The organism is Streptomyces sp. NPDC048484 (assembly GCF_040651415.1).
Lineage (GTDB): Bacteria > Actinomycetota > Actinomycetes > Streptomycetales > Streptomycetaceae > Streptomyces.
Genome location: NZ_JBEZJY010000029.1, coordinates 35,971 through 49,675 on the forward strand (window position 1 = coordinate 35,971; position 13,705 = coordinate 49,675).

The following is a 13,705-nucleotide window of genomic DNA, read 5'->3' on the forward strand; positions in this document are numbered from 1 at the left end:
GAGCCTATGCGCAGGCTCTGACAACCAGGTCAACGGATAAGTATCGAAATTCGTATGCACATTCGAAATGGAGTGAGGGGCGAGGTGGCTTCCGGGTGCCTCTAGCGTGACATATAGGGCCAGTGTCGGGCAAATAAAGCACCCTTGATCTCGCCTGAAGACCTAGGCGGCGATCGAAGACGGCCGAAAGAACACCTGCGAAAGGTCTGGGCGAGCCAGGTTCAGACGATCGTCAGATTCCGGCGACCGCTCCAGCGGGTCGCCGCAGCGAGAGAGTGAAAGCCAACTGAACTGCAGCAATTCATCAGTCTTGCCGCGGTCCGCCTGCTCCAGGATGCCGACCCGGTGGCCCGCGCGGTCTGTGTACACCTTCGGCGTGGGATCGATTCCAGGCCAGAGTTCTGGGGGCTGGACACACACCTGTTGTCAGTGGCGTGGGTTGTACTGTCTGGGCGCCTACCCCGCCGTCCGCTCACGCAGGGGATTGGGCGCAACTGGTGCTTCAGCAGACAGAGAGAAGATCGTGAACGTCCCCGCTCCTGCCAGTATCGCGACGCTGGTCGCCTACGTCGCGACCATTCCTGCGGCCAATCTTGCTGTTACACACTTCGGAGCCGTCCCAGTGGGCTTCGGCTACGCGGCCCCAGCCGGGGTCTACATGGTCGGACTAGCCCTCGTCCTCCGTGACCTTGCACGGGAGGCGGCCGGCCGCAGGGCGGTCCTCGCGGCGATAGCCATCGGCACCGTCTTGTCATACTTCCTTGCCGACCCCGCGCTCGCGATGGCCTCAGCTGCGGCCTTCGTGGTCGCCGAAAGCATGGACTTCGCCGTCTATGAGCCTCTGCGGGAACGCGGCCTGCTGATCGCGATGCTTGCCTCAAACGCGGTCGGTTTGCTCTCGGACAGCTTGCTGTTCCTCAAGCTCGCGTTCGACTCCTTCGATTATCTGCCGGGACAGATCCTCGGCAAGGCGTGGATGACCCTCGCAGCGGTAGCAGCCCTGACCCTTCTCCGTCGCCGAAGGCGCGCTACGGCCGGACTTCCGGAAGCGGCGCGTCGCTAACCCTGGCCAGCCTCGACGGAACCTCGACTGGAGCGATGACAGGGTGGTGCGCGAGCGACTCTCAAGCGAACGCGTGTTCGACAGTGAGCGATGGCCCTCGGCTAAGGACCTCCCAACGGATGGTCGCAACCGCTGCGGCGCTTACGGTGGGGAGGCCCCATCGTGTTCTCGAAACCAGGAGTCGCCGGATGCCCACCGCGATGTCGATCGAAGGGGAGCTGACACGCCTTGTCCCCGTGGGCGAGCAGGACCTCGACCTGCTGGCGGGCTGGTTCGCCGACTCCGCCTTCGTTAAGCACTGGGGCGGTGCGCCATTGGCTCGTGAGGAAGTAGCTGCCAAGTACGTGGGGCGCCTCCGGCCTGAGGTGGAGTCGTTCCTTGTGCTGGCCACCAGCGGACCAGTGGGGTACGCGCAGTACTCGTGCGAGGGTGGGAGGGATGGCGGCATCGACGTACTTCTCATCCCCGAGGCGCGCGGCCACGGCTTCGGCCCCGACGTGGCCAGCGCGCTGATGGCGTATCTGCTGCAGGGGCGAGGTTGATCACGGGTTTACTCCACGCGAGGAACCTGCGCGCGGTTAGCGCGTGGGAGAAGACCGACCTCCGGATTGCCCCGCAGGACGGAGACAGGCTGCTCACGGAGCGCCATCCGCACGTACCAATCGCGGCGCCCCAGGGCGGGGGCTGACTCCCTCCCGCGAAGATCAGGAACGCCGCTGAGCCTTCGGGACGCGCATCAGTGAGGTCGCGGCAGCGCCGTTTCGTCCGCCAGGGCTTCTCTCAGCGCCAGGAGCGAGGGAAGGTCGGCATCCTCCACGAAATGATCAGCGGAAGACGCCGGTCTGCGTTGAACCGCACCGCCTGGACGGTGTCGGCTATAGCCCTCACAGATGCTCCTCGGAGCGAAGCATGTACGCGGGCCCTCTCCCGGCGAGCCGCAAGGGCGGCCTATTGCCCAAAGCTCCTCTCGCTGGCTGGAAGAAAAGACTGCTGGCATAGCCCAAGTCCTGTCGAACATCTCGTCTGGTCTCCGCAAAGCACACCTGGCATTCGAGTACGCACCGATTGCTGTGCGGACGGTCGCGCTCGCCGAACGCCTTCAAGCAGTGCTGTGTCAGGTCGAGTTCGCAGATGCCAGCCAGCCACATGATGCGGTAGCTGCCGTCGAGGTCCGGGCGTTCGGTGAGGATGTCCGCGAGGAGCACCGTGTCGTACCCGGCCAGATCGCTCGTGCGGTTGTCCACGATTGCGACGACTCGCTTCCGGGGCGGATGCTCCAGGCGCTGAGACCTGGGACTTCACCGTGATCGGTTGCCCATACGACACGGCGGACCAGGGCAGGTCGTTCGTTGTCATGGCGACCGCGGAGAAGCAGAACGGCAGTGTCACTGCCCAGGTGTCCAAAGAACTTGAAGATGAACGGCCGTGGTATCAGCAGCTCGAGCATGGCTTCTACGCGCTCGGTGTCACGCCGTTCCTCACCGCGATCTACGATCCGGACCGGCATCGCAGGCAGGTCACGGACGATGGATATGACGGTTGATCGGTGGTTTCTGCTCCATGGTCGGCTCTGACCGGACATGGTTCCAGCATCGCAGAGTGAGCCAAAATGCCGTTCGGCGAAGCCAGTTGGTTCTCAAGATGGTCCTTGCTGGAGCCAACCCTCCGTCCAAAGCCGCGATGTGACGGATCTACATACGGGGAAGCCGAACTTGCTCTTGCCCTCCACCTCCGATAGCGTCGTCGCAGCAATGAGGGCCCCACCATGCCAATGGTGGGGCCCTTTTTGCGTCCTCTCCGGACCCCGGGGGGACTCGAGTGTCGCGCGCCGCCGTCTTCAGGTTCCTAGGCCGGGGAGACGGTGGCTGCGCTTCGAAGAAGGGACATCTCGTGACTGCCTACCATGGCACACCTTCTAGTGGGGAGTCATCCCCCGGGATTCCGGCTGCCAATGGTCTGATCCCGGACGTTCCGGCCGGAGCGGCCTCGGTCGTTCCGCGTGAGGGCGTGCACGTTCAGATCGGCGGGCGCACCGTCTTGGCGGTGTACGTCTCGCCGGTGATCGCGGCGGGTGTATCTCTCCTGTTCGGACTGGTGGGCTGGGGCTACTGGCCTTGGTAGTGGGAGCCTGAGCCGAGACCGGCCGCGGGGGCAACTGCCCTCGCGGCCGTGGAATGGTGGCTGGACGGTACAGACCGCTGTGCCGTGCCGTTGGTCCGTAGGTCGCCGAGGAATCACTCGGCTGCCCATAACCGAGCAAGTGCAGCCAGCCGCTCGGCGGCTTGTATGCACAGCGGCAGCAACTCCTCCTCCGTCCAGTCCCGAAGGCGCGCGAGCGATCGGCTCGGCGCTCAAGCGAATGCCGTGCTTGGCGGTGGCCGACAACACCGCGTGCAGCCTCAGCATGTTCTCGGTGCGTTGCACAAAATGGCACCACTCCGGGCACTATCTGTAGCGGCGGGTCGGCACTAGCCACGTCGCCGCCAGTGCCTCGCTCGCCTCGCCTTCGTGCTGTGGATCGTCCGGCGCAGGCACCTGCCGTACGACTTCGATCTGCCGCTCCATGCCGCGCAGATTCTCCTGCAGATCCATGGTCACCACGCCATCGACGGTGACCTTCAGCGGGTCGGCGAGGAGCTTCGCGCGCCGCTCGCCCAGCACCTCCAGGGCGACCGCGCGCACCGACCACAGCCGGAAGAACCGGCGCTCCAGGTCGGCCGGGTCCGTATCCGGCCCGAGCTGCGCCAGCAGCCACGACCGCTGGAACTCGTCCACCAGGTCCTCCTCCACACGAGGTACGGCCCGGCACCGGGGAGACTCTCTGGTACCGGACCGTACGAGCGATCACGACGACGCCGACGAGCGAGCCCGCCGCGGTGACGGCTTCCTCGCACCGCCACCCCCGCCGGCCTCCTCATGCTCCGGCTCCTGCTCGCCCTCAGTGGGGTCGGGCTCCCCCACCGCAATCGGCTCCGGCTCGCAGCCGTCGGGCGCCACGTCCCACGCATCGGGGTTGGTCACCAGCGCGGCGACTTCCGGATCAGGGCACTCACCGGGCAGGAGGATCAGCTCCTCCCGCGTGGTCGGGTCCTGTACGTACACGGCAGCGATCAGGTGCGGCATCACAGCACCTTCGCGACGATGTGCGCGTCCGGGGTGTGCAGGACCGGCATGCCGACCGCGGCGCCCTTGGTGTAGATCTGCACCGGGTCATCCTGAACACCGCGGGTGATGATGATGCCGGGCGCGTCCTCACGGATGATCTCCGGGTTCGTTCCGCGCGAGAGGACCAGGGCCTCGGACGTCACACCGAGCTGGGTCTGTCCCCACTTCTCGCGGTCCGGCGGCACCAGAATCCACAGGTCCTCCGGCAGCACCTTGCGGGGCTTGCCGTCCACCCGCACCTGCGCCTTGTAGAACGTGATCGGCGGCAGGCTGTAGTTGCCGCGCACCACGTTGATCTGCTGCGGCGTGAGCGTCGCCGTCGGCGTGGTCGACGGGTTCACGCTGCCGTAGTACGCCGCCCTGTAGGCGTTGTTCGCCGCCAGGTACGAGAACGCCTTCCTGGAGGACACGACCATCTCCGGCTCCGGAGCGCCGATGTCGTCCAGGTGCTGAATCCACCGCAGCTCATCAGCGATCGGATCCGAGGCCGGATCCGACCATGGCCGCGCGGCGACCGGCATGTTCTCGGCGGGGACGTTCCAGTCGACCTCCAGCGTCAGGCCGTTCTCCTGCACCAGGCCGAACTTGCCGTCGGCCAGCACGTCGCCGGCCGCCAGCTCCAGCCGGGAGCGGATCGCCTCGACGTGCCGCTCGACGTCGTCATACAGCAGCTCGATCAGCCGGTCCTGGTCCGAACCGTGCGACGCCTCCAGCAGGATCTGCTCCTGCTCGGACACGATGAGCTTCTGGCCCAGTGCGGGCAGCGCGCCCTCTCGGGAGGTCTGCCACGCCTCGCGCGTCGCGAACGGCACCGAGGCGTTGAACGCCCGGTACTTCGCGACATTCACATATCGGCCTGAGTCCTTGGTGCGCCACTTGACCTCTCGCAGTTCCAGCGTCGGGAAGATTGTCTGGGTGAGCAGGAAGTCCTTCGGCGATGGGATCGCCCTCGCGAACGTCGTCAGGTCTACGACCGATACGTCCTTCAACAGGTCCTGAATCGTCATCTCTCAGGCCCCGCTCAGACGAAACGGATCTGTGCGGCACGCGGGTGCCACGTCAGCTGCGACAGGTCGATACCGCCCGGGACCTTCGACGCGCGGACCGCGCCGTGCCACAGCAGCGCAGCCGGTACCCGCGTCTGGCCCGGAGCGAACGGCGCCTCGGCGACCACGAAGCCGCGCAGCACCTGACGGCCGCAGTGCGCCTCCGGGTCATACGGGCCCCACAGCTTCGACTCGGCGACCTTGCCGACCGGCACACCGGAGAAGACCCGACCGTACGGGTCGCAGCCGTCACCGCACTGGTAGTGCACGCCCTCGGTGAACAGTGAAAGGTCGAGGGTGATCGTGTCGATCGAGTCGGTGCCGTGCAGGGCTGCCAGCCACTCGCGGTTGGCGGTCACGTACTCGGACGTCGTAACAGGCTGAATGGTCACGCTGTGTCTCCATGGACGAATGCGGTAGCTGTCCGCACACCGCCCATGGGGGCGATGTCGTCCACGAAGTTCCGGGGGCGTGGTCCCCCAACTGCACGTCTCTCAGCGGGCGTCGCTGAACTCGGCGGTCGGGACGAGCCCTCGCCGACGCGCCATCTCCAGACCGGCTGAACCCGGTCGGCTGACCGGCTTCGTTCGCTGCGGGCCACGACCGGCCGGAGCCCCGTCCGGAGCCGCTGGCACCTGCCTGCGTACCTCACCGAACAGCTCGGGTCGCCGCGACCGCAGCGCCTCGGCCGCAGCTGATATCTGCGACTCGTCCGCGTCCTCGTCATCGACGGCAAGCAGCCGCTCGGCATCCACGAGGTCATCGCCCTCCGCGCCGAGCGACACCAGTGCGGCACGGCGCAGGGCTGCACGCTCACGTTCGGCCGCCAGCTCCTCGCGCCGCGCGGCCTGCAACTCCTTCTCGGCTGCTACCTGTTCCCGCCGCTCGACCTCCGTCATCGCGGCTTGCTCGGCCTCGCGCTGAAGGGTGACGAAATCCGTCAGCGCCTTCGGCGTATCGAACCCGAGCGACGACAACAGGCGCTTGATCGCGGCCCGTTCACCCTGGGCCTTCTCCTTGGTCAGCATCTTCCCCAGGCGATCCTGGGTCACGGTGACCTGCTGCTCCTGGCTGCCGCTGTCATCGGCGTCGTCCAGGTGGTCGTTCGTCTCGTCCTCCGACGAAGCCCCGAGAATGGGGTAGATCGGCCGCCCATCACGGCGATAGCCGACAGGGCTGCGAGGCGGCAGGGACCGGGCCATAAAACTCCTCCATACGCGCCCCCGCGCTGCCGATCAGTGTAGCCACCTGCGCCGACACCGTGTCTGACCGTCACGTGAAGGTGATCGATGAAACATTCTGAAGGCATTTCGCATGACGCGTAGACCCGACCGCTCCTCGCCCGAGGGGGAGCTAATTTAGGACCGTGAACCAGTCGCAGCACCCGCTCGATGCCGAGCTAGCCGCACTCGACCCGCACTCGCCTCCCAGCGCCCGCGTGGAAGCCGCCTACCGGGCTTACACCTCAGATACGGGAGAGTTCTTGGCAACTCCGCCAACCGCGGCACAACGAGAGCGGGTGAGACGCTGGCTGATGGAGGTTCACTTCAGCGATCCCCGCCCAGTGGGGTACACAAAAGCGGCCGTGCTTCAGGCCGGTGTTCACTCGGACGTCGACGGGAAGGCGCAGTGGCTCCAGCAGGGCCCCTGCATGCAGTGCCGCCTCATCATCCCCACCGGCTCGCCTCCACTGCCTACCTACTTCGCGATTCCCGTCAGACCATTCACCAAACAGGTGCGCAAGACCCGGCGGCTGATCAACCAAGCGGTCAGGGCAGAGATCCAGCGCAGCAACAAGACTCCAGAAGACTGGAGAGGTGTACCGATCTGCGTCACCGTCGTCTCAGTCCAGGCATCGATCGAAAAGCTGATCGACGTCGACAACGCTGCGAAGGCCATCCTGGACACGATGAACGGCACGATCTTCCCCGACGACCGTCAAGTCCAACACCTCTCGGTCAGCCGACTCACCGCTGCGGGTACCACCGGCTACTACCTCATCGGCCTGCGCCCGGCTTACCCGAACCTGGACGACGTGGTCGACCACACCTCCCGAATCCGATTCCTGGGAACGATCCGGCCCATCAGCCTCTGATCACGCCCTCGTCAGCGGCCCAGAGACGCCGCCCCCGGCACCCTCTCCTCGCCCCCAGACGCGGGGCTACTCCACGCCGCCGGATCGCCCCCGTCCCCTGGGTCCTCCTCGCCCGGCTCTCCTCGCCGAGCAGCAGCCTCCGCCATTCGCACCGCCGCCTCCTGCTCGGCCTTCGCCCGGATCCGCGCTACCTCCTGAGACGCGTCCGTGATCGGATAGCCCGCGTCCATCAGCATCGCCACCGCCGTCTCCAGCGATAGCACCCCCGCCCCGTATGCCTGGACGACCTCCTCCAGCACCGCGGCCCGGTCCGTCGGCGTGTGCGGCGCCCACGACAACCGCGCCGAGAACGAATCCCCAGCCGTCCACCCCTCAGCGCGCCCGGCCTGGAACAACCTCTGCACCATCTTGAACAGCAGCCGGTACTTGTGCTCCCTGGCCAGCCGCATCGCCCCCACCAGCGCATCCAACGGGCCCAGCGCCAGCTTCAGCGCGTACCCCGAAGGAACCTCCGACGCATCCAGCGTCCCCAGCCCAGCAGCCGTGACCCGAGAGTTCGAGGCGATCCGGTCCAACAGGTGCTCCACCCGAGACCGCAGCTCAGCCAACTGAGGCGACGTGTCAAGCGCATCCATACGCCCGGAGTCGCCAAGCTGCCACACCGCGCCGGCCTCGACCTTCAACTGCTCGGGCTTGCCCGTCGCCCGGTCCACCGGCAGTCGCGCACCAGCGAGGCCGATGATCGGGGTGCCCGTCGTCGCGGAAGCGGCCGAGCTGTCCGAGTCGGTGGCCGCAAGCTCGTCCAAGCCCTGGAGCACCCTCGCGATAGCCGACCGACCCCAGTGCTCCCCTCCGTCCGGGATCGTGTTCGTGATGTGGACGACCGGAACGAAGTCGATCATCAGATCCAGTCGGTCCAGCTCCGTACCGTCCGGCCGCACCCGGAACGACGCCTTGTCCAACGGCAGCCGATCCAGACTCTCCCCACGCTTCAGATCCTCCAGCAGCCATTCCGCGTCCGTCAGAAAGCACGTCACGTTCGACAGTCGTCCCTGTTCCCACGGGTACTGCCGCACGACACCCTCGTCGTCCTCGGAGATCGGGCCCAGTTCGTACGTCACCCGACGCACCCGCGCCTTCAGCCCCGCGTCCTCGTCCTCCGGCAGCTCCCACGCCAGATGAACACGCGAGGGAAAGTCCTGGTCCTCGTCCTCCCACTGCGGGAAGAAGAACCCCGGATCGTACGTACGCAGCGTCGGCCGCCGCTTCTCCTGATTCCACGCCAGCACGTACACGCTGTCGCCCAGCAACACGGCGGCCCGCTCTGCCTGCTGAACCCTCAGCGTCAGCAGCTCCTTCTCAGCCCACTTCCGCAACAGCTCCTGCACGGCGGCGGCCTGGGTCGAACCCGGCTTCGGAGCCTCCTCATCCGCGTGCTCCGCGCCCTCCACCGCGATCTTCTGCTCCGAACCGAGCAGGTAGCCAAGCGCCGTGTCGACCAGGTTCGCCGCATCGCCCAGCTCGCGTCGTTCAAGGGCCGCTTCATCCCCGGAGGCTGCTACGAGCTGTCCGGCCTGGTTGTTGTCGTACGCCGCCAACACCTTGTAGGCCGCCAACCGGCGCAGCTCGTGCGGCGGCAGCCACGTGGCCGCCAGCTCAGGGAACACCCTGTTCCCAGGGCGGCCGGCATCAGCCATCACCGGCTTGTACGACAGCCACGACCAGGCATCGATCACGAATTCGCGCAGGCCCACAGGTCCCCTCCAGGACGTCGGCCCCACGCCGCGGCCAGCGTACCCAGCCGACTGCACTTGGCGTCAGCGCCTCCCAGTTGCCTGTTGAGCGGACTGAGCAGAGAGTGGAACTGACATCTTTCCGTCTCCAGGAGCCCTGATGAGCGAACTCGAAAGCAAAATCGATGAAGAGGGGGTGGCGGTTTACATATTCGGCGAAGCGAATGACGAGTACGTACAGGTTGAAGCCTACGATGGCTATTTTTCGATGGCCTGGACCACAAGATCACTTGCCAATGTGATATCGCTCTTGCACGACAATATCGAGACCGATTTCCCCAAGGAGAAGGCATCCGGCATTATTCTCCTAGCCGGGTCGAGCAGGCACAAGGTCGCAACCGCGGCCACCACCGTCGATATCTGCTCAAATAAGACACACGACGTCACCTTCGCCCGGGTCGATTTCCCTGAGCTTGCATTGACTTGGCGAGCAGGACGCAAATTCAGTAACGGAAACCCTGACCCAACCCAATGCGGACTCATTGCAGATAAGTTCGATTCAGAATTTATAGAAGCAATCCTCGCCAGAACGGGGACGGGCGAGGTCGCAGCACACGCGTCGCAACTGACCGAAGCGGCACGCTTCCTGGAAAGGAAGATTCCGGCGGGGCGGATCGGAGAGCTGGGCGACTGGAGGGAAACATGAGCTGCTCTGCGCGGTCAAGCGACTTGTACGAGATAGAACTCACCACCGAGATCGACTGTGATGAACATGGGCGAGTGCCCCCAGGAGCCTCGGTCGCGCATCGAAATGTAATTTCGAACTACGCGCCCGTAAAAGTCAAATTTGACTTTACGGCGAGATGTGAAGGCCAGGGCCCCTTGAGCTACAAGGGATCCCCAGAATGGACCAGCCCTTGTACGATAGATCCCCGATTGCAGGCCCACAGATTTCCACTGAAACTGGAAGAGCAAATCAGTCACGGCGGCGGCGATCCTTCATCGTGGCACAGCCCCCAGCCAGTCAGCGTTCAGATAGAGTCGCGCGGCTACTGGGGTGAGGTATACGCCGACCTTCATCTTTACGTGGGTTGTTAAGTGAGCAGTCCTGAAGCTTCGACTGAGTGGGCTTCGGTAGCGGCCTTCTCAGTGGGCTTCTTGATGCAATTGAGTGGTGGTGTCTTTTCTCGACTGGTAGGCGACAAGGCGCGCGACCAGACACGCAATAGGCTAAATTTGTCGAAGGAGAAGGAAGAAAAGCTTCCCGTTCCTCTGAGACCTGAGTCCCTCAAAGACCTGGTCATATGGGGAGTGGACGCCGCTCAAGCGTTTGCCACAATCGTTTCCCCAATTGTGGCGCTACTGGTGGCCCTACCCGGGATGGAGGGGCTTAGATACGTCTTCATGATATTCTGCCTGATCGCCTGCCTCTTTGGCATCTGGCTCTTCAAGTACGTATTCACACAACCCAACCCTTCTCGATATGCAACAAAGAAGGATGACGATCAATACGCAACGAAGAAGGTCACCATAGTCACGATTTCCGGTCTGGGAGCAAACGCCGCCGGGATTATTTTTGCGGCCCTAATAGCGGTCTTCTGAATTCTGGAAGTTAAAGGTGTCCCTCTCGGTCCTTTAAGCCCGCGTCAGCTCAGCGTCGACCGTGCAGCCGCTGATCGTCCCCTCCCCGTGGAGGCGGCATCGTCGGATCAAGGAACAGGTCCCACAGCGCCCACACCGCCGAGTCCAACAGGTCCGGGGAGTCTTCCGTCTCGCCCTGACCAACAAACGTGGTCATCTGCTCTTCCAACTCCGCGAACACCCGGGCCGCCCCCACGTGGCTCACTCGGGCTTGTTCATACAGTTGCGCCGCCGGAGCCGCCCGCGCCCGCTTCCCGCGCGTTGCATGAACGATTCGCCAGTTCACCGTCTGATCTACCTGCTCCAACAAGGCGGGCAGGTAGTCGCCACCGTTGTTCGCCTCGATCACCACACAGTCCGCCCGGTGCTCGTGGTACAGCTTCGCGGCCCGCTTCATCGCCTGCGTTGGCGTGTGCCGGTCTTGCTCCGCGTGGAGCAGATACCCGCGCGGCCGGTCGTCCCCGAACATCGATTCAATCGCGTAGCCGCGCCCGGCCACGGTGAAGGCGGTCATGTCCGCGTTCTCGTGGCTCTTCGTGGCCGGATCCACTGCGACCACGAGGCGCTGCATGTCCGGCAGGTGCTCCGGCTTCGCTCTGAACCCTTCGACCTCCAGCATCCAGCCCTGCCACAGCGCGCCCTCCACGTCCTCGAGTAGCTCGCCCGACAGCTCCTGCCGCCCCAGCCTGGTGCCGGCGTAGTCCTCCTCCAGCTCCTCCCGTGCCGCCGCCGACAGATTCGCGTCGTTCTCACGCATGTGCCCACGCGTCAGCACCACCCGCGGCGGCGCCCCACCTTCGTGGTGTGCCTTCTCCATCGAACGGCCACGCTCGACAAGCCGCTTCACGTGCGGGAGCGGCTTCGGTGTCGTGGAGATGACCACCTGCGGCATGTCCGCTTCGCGCAGGCAAAACCAGATCATGTCGTAGACCTCTTGCGCGGTGTGCCGCGACCAGGCCGCGTACTCGTCCAGCCACGCCTTATCGAAGGCCCAACCACGCAGGTTGTCCGGCGTCTCCGCACCGAACCCACGGATCAGCGTGCCGTTCTTCAACCGGAGCGTCGTCTCGCCCAGCGACGAGTTGTACTTCGCGACCTCCTCAGGTGGGAACACCGACAGCAGGCCCGACTTCGGGGAGTCGAAGCAGATGTCGCGCACCAGCGTCGCGTTCTTCGCTACCACCGCGATCTGCAACCCAGGCGTCTTGGCCCACTCTCGAACGGCCTCCGCCGCCGTCCGGCTCTTCCCCCAGCCACGGCCGGTGAGCAGCATCCACACCGTCCACAGCCAGGACGGCTGCCGCTGCGCCGCACGGGCGTGATGGTGCAGCCATCCCTGGTGCGGCAGCCCGTCGCAGTCCGGCACCTCGCATGCCCACCTGCGCGCCGACAGCTCATCCGCGCGGAGCAGCGCGGTGACCTCGGCCTTGAGCTGATCCAGGCTCATCACATCCGGATCGGCCAGACCCTCAATCGCACGCCGCTTCGCCCACCCGCGGCTCATCGACCGTCCTCCGCCAAGCGCCGCTCCAGCTCACGGCGCAGCAGATCCATACGACTCCTGCGGTCCTCATCACTCAGCGACCCGAGGTCAGGTCCATCGGCGCTGTCCTGCGCCACCACGCCCGCCGGTTCCTCGCCGGCCGCCCGACGTTCGATCTCGGCAGCGACCTGGAAGTACCGCAGCAACTCGCCCGGTGACAGCTCGCGCGGGTCCAGGCCCTGAAGCCGAGCGACTGCCTTCCCCAGGAACGCCTGAGCGAGCTTCGCGTGCCGGCGGGCGATATCGCGGCGTGCCTGCCGCTGCTCCGCCAGGAACAACCGGTCCTGCTCGCGGTCGTACGCCGCCGCACGCATCACCCACGCGTACTGCTTCGACCACCGTCCCAGCAGGGTCCGGGACTTATCCAATTCGCGTGCCGCTTTCGTCAGACTCCGTGCAGGGCCGAGATCGCGGTATGCGGCGAATGCCTCGAACGCCTGGGGGGACTCACCGCTCTGCCGCTCCCAGGGCTCCACGGGGCCCTCAGCCACCGCTCACCTCCTGGCCAACGGCCGTCTAGCGCCCCTGAGCAGCGAGGATTTCCAGAGCACGCCACGGCTCGGATTCCGGCACGCTGCCGTCCTTCACCAAGCGATCGATCGCGGTTCGCACGGTGGCCGCCGTCTCCACGGGGATCTCCCGCACGCCGAACACCGTCTCCAGCGGCGCGGTTCCCTTGCGGTGCGCCTCACCCGAGGCTGCGTCGAACCAGCCCTCGGCCAGCTCACCCAGGTGCCGCTCGAACACCGCGAGGATCACGCCCAGGGCCGTGGCCGAGTTGCCGATCTTGTACGCGGCGCGCGAGGTCTCCAGCGCATCGAGGACCGGCTCGTACTGCTCCAGAGCCGCCACCCACCGCTGATCCGCCGAGCCAGTGGCCCGTGCGGCGTCGAAGGCGGCCTCGGCGCGCTCCAACTCGTCGGGCAGGAACATCAGCTGCACGCTGGCGAAGTCGAGGTTCGCCTCACCCAGGCTGGAGACGTCCACCTTCTCCAGCAGCTCCAACGTCTTATCGTCCAAGCCCGTGTACTGCCGCCACTCCACCGACTCCAACTCGTCGTACAACTCCCGCAGAATGGCCGGATCGTCCTGGCCCGCAATCGCGTTGTGCGAGAGCTGAAGCGCGATCTGCCGCTGCCTCGGCAGCAGCTCGTCTATCTGCATCCACCAGATCGTGGACAGGCCGGCCTCAATCGCGGCCAGCGTCCGGTGATTCCCGGACAGCACGATCAGTCGCCCGCTGTCCGCGTCGTTCCACACCAGAGGCGTCGAGGTCAGGTGCCCGTCGCGCTTCACGTTCGCGACCAGCTGCCGGAACTGCTCATGAGGCAGGAACCTCGCGTTCACGTCCAGCAGCGTCAAGGCGCGCGGGTCGCCTTCCACCATCTGCGGCGGGGCCAGTGGGGTCGTCTCGTCCAT

16 protein-coding genes are annotated in these 13,705 nt (G+C 65.5%); 6 read left to right on the forward strand and 10 right to left on the reverse strand.

Annotation, left to right across the window (positions count from 1 at the left end):
• The first annotated feature begins 523 nt into the window (after window positions 1–523).
• Together AB0D14_RS27505 and AB0D14_RS27510 are read left to right on the forward strand one after the other, a co-directional pair.
• Complete coding sequence (locus AB0D14_RS27505) at window positions 524–1,063, forward strand: VUT family protein (protein WP_362784040.1); 540 nt, start codon at window positions 524–526, stop codon at window positions 1,061–1,063.
• A gap of 188 nt (window positions 1,064–1,251) precedes the next feature.
• Window positions 1,252–1,605: a GNAT family N-acetyltransferase gene (locus tag AB0D14_RS27510; RefSeq protein WP_362784043.1), complete on the forward strand. Its 354-nt coding sequence runs from the start codon at window positions 1,252–1,254 to the stop codon at window positions 1,603–1,605.
• A gap of 342 nt (window positions 1,606–1,947) precedes the next feature.
• Here AB0D14_RS27510 and AB0D14_RS27515 read toward each other — a convergent pair whose 3' ends face one another.
• Entirely contained in the window at window positions 1,948–2,307 is a 360-nt protein-coding gene (locus AB0D14_RS27515; protein WP_362784045.1) for a hypothetical protein, read from the reverse strand.
• 110 nt (window positions 2,308–2,417) lie between these two features.
• Here AB0D14_RS27515 and AB0D14_RS27520 point away from each other — a divergent pair, with 110 nt between their 5' ends.
• Window positions 2,418–2,606 (forward strand): hypothetical protein, encoded by a 189-nt coding sequence (locus tag AB0D14_RS27520; RefSeq protein ID WP_362784048.1) that lies wholly within the window; start codon window positions 2,418–2,420, stop codon window positions 2,604–2,606.
• A 902-nt stretch (window positions 2,607–3,508) separates the two neighbouring features.
• Here AB0D14_RS27520 and AB0D14_RS27525 read toward each other — a convergent pair.
• The 5 genes from AB0D14_RS27525 to AB0D14_RS27545 all read right to left on the reverse strand — a co-directional run bounded on the left by AB0D14_RS27525 (window position 3,509) and on the right by AB0D14_RS27545 (window position 6,476).
• Window positions 3,509–3,838 (reverse strand): hypothetical protein, encoded by a 330-nt coding sequence (locus tag AB0D14_RS27525; protein WP_362784049.1) that lies wholly within the window; start codon window positions 3,836–3,838, stop codon window positions 3,509–3,511.
• A gap of 69 nt (window positions 3,839–3,907) precedes the next feature.
• Window positions 3,908–4,186, reverse strand: coding sequence for a hypothetical protein (locus AB0D14_RS27530; RefSeq protein WP_362784051.1), 279 nt, complete (start codon window positions 4,184–4,186; stop codon window positions 3,908–3,910).
• Entirely contained in the window at window positions 4,186–5,235 is a 1,050-nt protein-coding gene (locus tag AB0D14_RS27535; RefSeq protein WP_362784054.1) for a major capsid protein, read from the reverse strand. The genes AB0D14_RS27530 and AB0D14_RS27535 overlap by 1 nt, the downstream gene beginning before the upstream one ends.
• A 14-nt stretch (window positions 5,236–5,249) precedes the next feature.
• Window positions 5,250–5,666 (reverse strand): head decoration protein, encoded by a 417-nt coding sequence (locus tag AB0D14_RS27540; protein WP_362784057.1) that lies wholly within the window; start codon window positions 5,664–5,666, stop codon window positions 5,250–5,252.
• 102 nt (window positions 5,667–5,768) lie between these two features.
• Window positions 5,769–6,476 (reverse strand): hypothetical protein, encoded by a 708-nt coding sequence (locus tag AB0D14_RS27545; RefSeq protein ID WP_362784060.1) that lies wholly within the window; start codon window positions 6,474–6,476, stop codon window positions 5,769–5,771.
• Between the two features lie 164 nt (window positions 6,477–6,640).
• On the opposite strand from AB0D14_RS27545, the gene AB0D14_RS27550 reads away from it, so the two are divergent.
• A complete protein-coding gene (locus tag AB0D14_RS27550) occupies window positions 6,641–7,369 on the forward strand; it encodes a RusA family crossover junction endodeoxyribonuclease (RefSeq protein ID WP_362784063.1) in 729 nt (242 codons plus the stop codon).
• Between the two features lie 11 nt (window positions 7,370–7,380).
• Here AB0D14_RS27550 and AB0D14_RS27555 read toward each other — a convergent pair whose 3' ends face one another.
• Window positions 7,381–9,123 carry a hypothetical protein gene (locus AB0D14_RS27555; RefSeq protein ID WP_362784066.1) on the reverse strand — a complete coding sequence of 581 codons (1,743 nt, stop codon included), beginning with the start codon at window positions 9,121–9,123 and terminating at the stop codon, window positions 7,381–7,383.
• A gap of 139 nt (window positions 9,124–9,262) precedes the next feature.
• On the opposite strand from AB0D14_RS27555, the gene AB0D14_RS27560 reads away from it, so the two are divergent.
• Together AB0D14_RS27560 and AB0D14_RS27565 are read left to right on the forward strand one after the other, a co-directional pair.
• Window positions 9,263–9,808: a hypothetical protein gene (locus AB0D14_RS27560; protein WP_362784069.1), complete on the forward strand. Its 546-nt coding sequence runs from the start codon at window positions 9,263–9,265 to the stop codon at window positions 9,806–9,808.
• Between the two features lie 530 nt (window positions 9,809–10,338).
• The gene (locus AB0D14_RS27565; RefSeq protein ID WP_362784072.1) at window positions 10,339–10,704 is read left to right on the forward strand and encodes a hypothetical protein; all 366 of its coding nucleotides are present in this window, start codon (window positions 10,339–10,341) and stop codon (window positions 10,702–10,704) included.
• Between the two features lie 49 nt (window positions 10,705–10,753).
• Here the strand turns inward: AB0D14_RS27565 and AB0D14_RS27570 are convergent, their stop codons facing one another.
• Genes AB0D14_RS27570 through AB0D14_RS27580 form a run of 3 tightly spaced genes read right to left on the reverse strand, consistent with a single transcriptional unit; the run spans window position 10,754 to window position 13,705 of the window.
• Entirely contained in the window at window positions 10,754–12,247 is a 1,494-nt protein-coding gene (locus AB0D14_RS27570; RefSeq protein WP_362784075.1) for a terminase family protein, read from the reverse strand.
• Window positions 12,244–12,777 carry a hypothetical protein gene (locus AB0D14_RS27575; RefSeq protein WP_362784078.1) on the reverse strand — a complete coding sequence of 178 codons (534 nt, stop codon included), beginning with the start codon at window positions 12,775–12,777 and terminating at the stop codon, window positions 12,244–12,246. The genes AB0D14_RS27570 and AB0D14_RS27575 overlap by 4 nt, the downstream gene beginning before the upstream one ends.
• A 25-nt stretch (window positions 12,778–12,802) precedes the next feature.
• Window positions 12,803–13,705: a ParB N-terminal domain-containing protein gene (locus AB0D14_RS27580; RefSeq protein WP_362784081.1), complete on the reverse strand. Its 903-nt coding sequence runs from the start codon at window positions 13,703–13,705 to the stop codon at window positions 12,803–12,805.

What these genes read in the sequence shown, in the direction of transcription:
- AB0D14_RS27510 (WP_362784043.1), top strand. Translation starts at nt 1,252, where the DNA reads ATGCCCACCGCGATGTCGATCGAAGGGGAGCTGACACGCCTTGTCCCC.
- AB0D14_RS27520 (WP_362784048.1), top strand. Translation starts at nt 2,418, where the DNA reads ATGGCGACCGCGGAGAAGCAGAACGGCAGTGTCACTGCCCAGGTGTCC.
- AB0D14_RS27530 (WP_362784051.1), bottom strand. Translation starts at nt 4,186, where the DNA reads ATGCCGCACCTGATCGCTGCCGTGTACGTACAGGACCCGACCACGCGG.
- AB0D14_RS27535 (WP_362784054.1), bottom strand. Translation starts at nt 5,235, where the DNA reads ATGACGATTCAGGACCTGTTGAAGGACGTATCGGTCGTAGACCTGACG.
- AB0D14_RS27545 (WP_362784060.1), bottom strand. Translation starts at nt 6,476, where the DNA reads ATGGCCCGGTCCCTGCCGCCTCGCAGCCCTGTCGGCTATCGCCGTGAT.
- AB0D14_RS27560 (WP_362784069.1), top strand. Translation starts at nt 9,263, where the DNA reads ATGAGCGAACTCGAAAGCAAAATCGATGAAGAGGGGGTGGCGGTTTAC.
- AB0D14_RS27570 (WP_362784075.1), bottom strand. Translation starts at nt 12,247, where the DNA reads ATGAGCCGCGGGTGGGCGAAGCGGCGTGCGATTGAGGGTCTGGCCGAT.
- AB0D14_RS27580 (WP_362784081.1), bottom strand. Translation starts at nt 13,705, where the DNA reads ATGGACGAGACGACCCCACTGGCCCCGCCGCAGATGGTGGAAGGCGAC.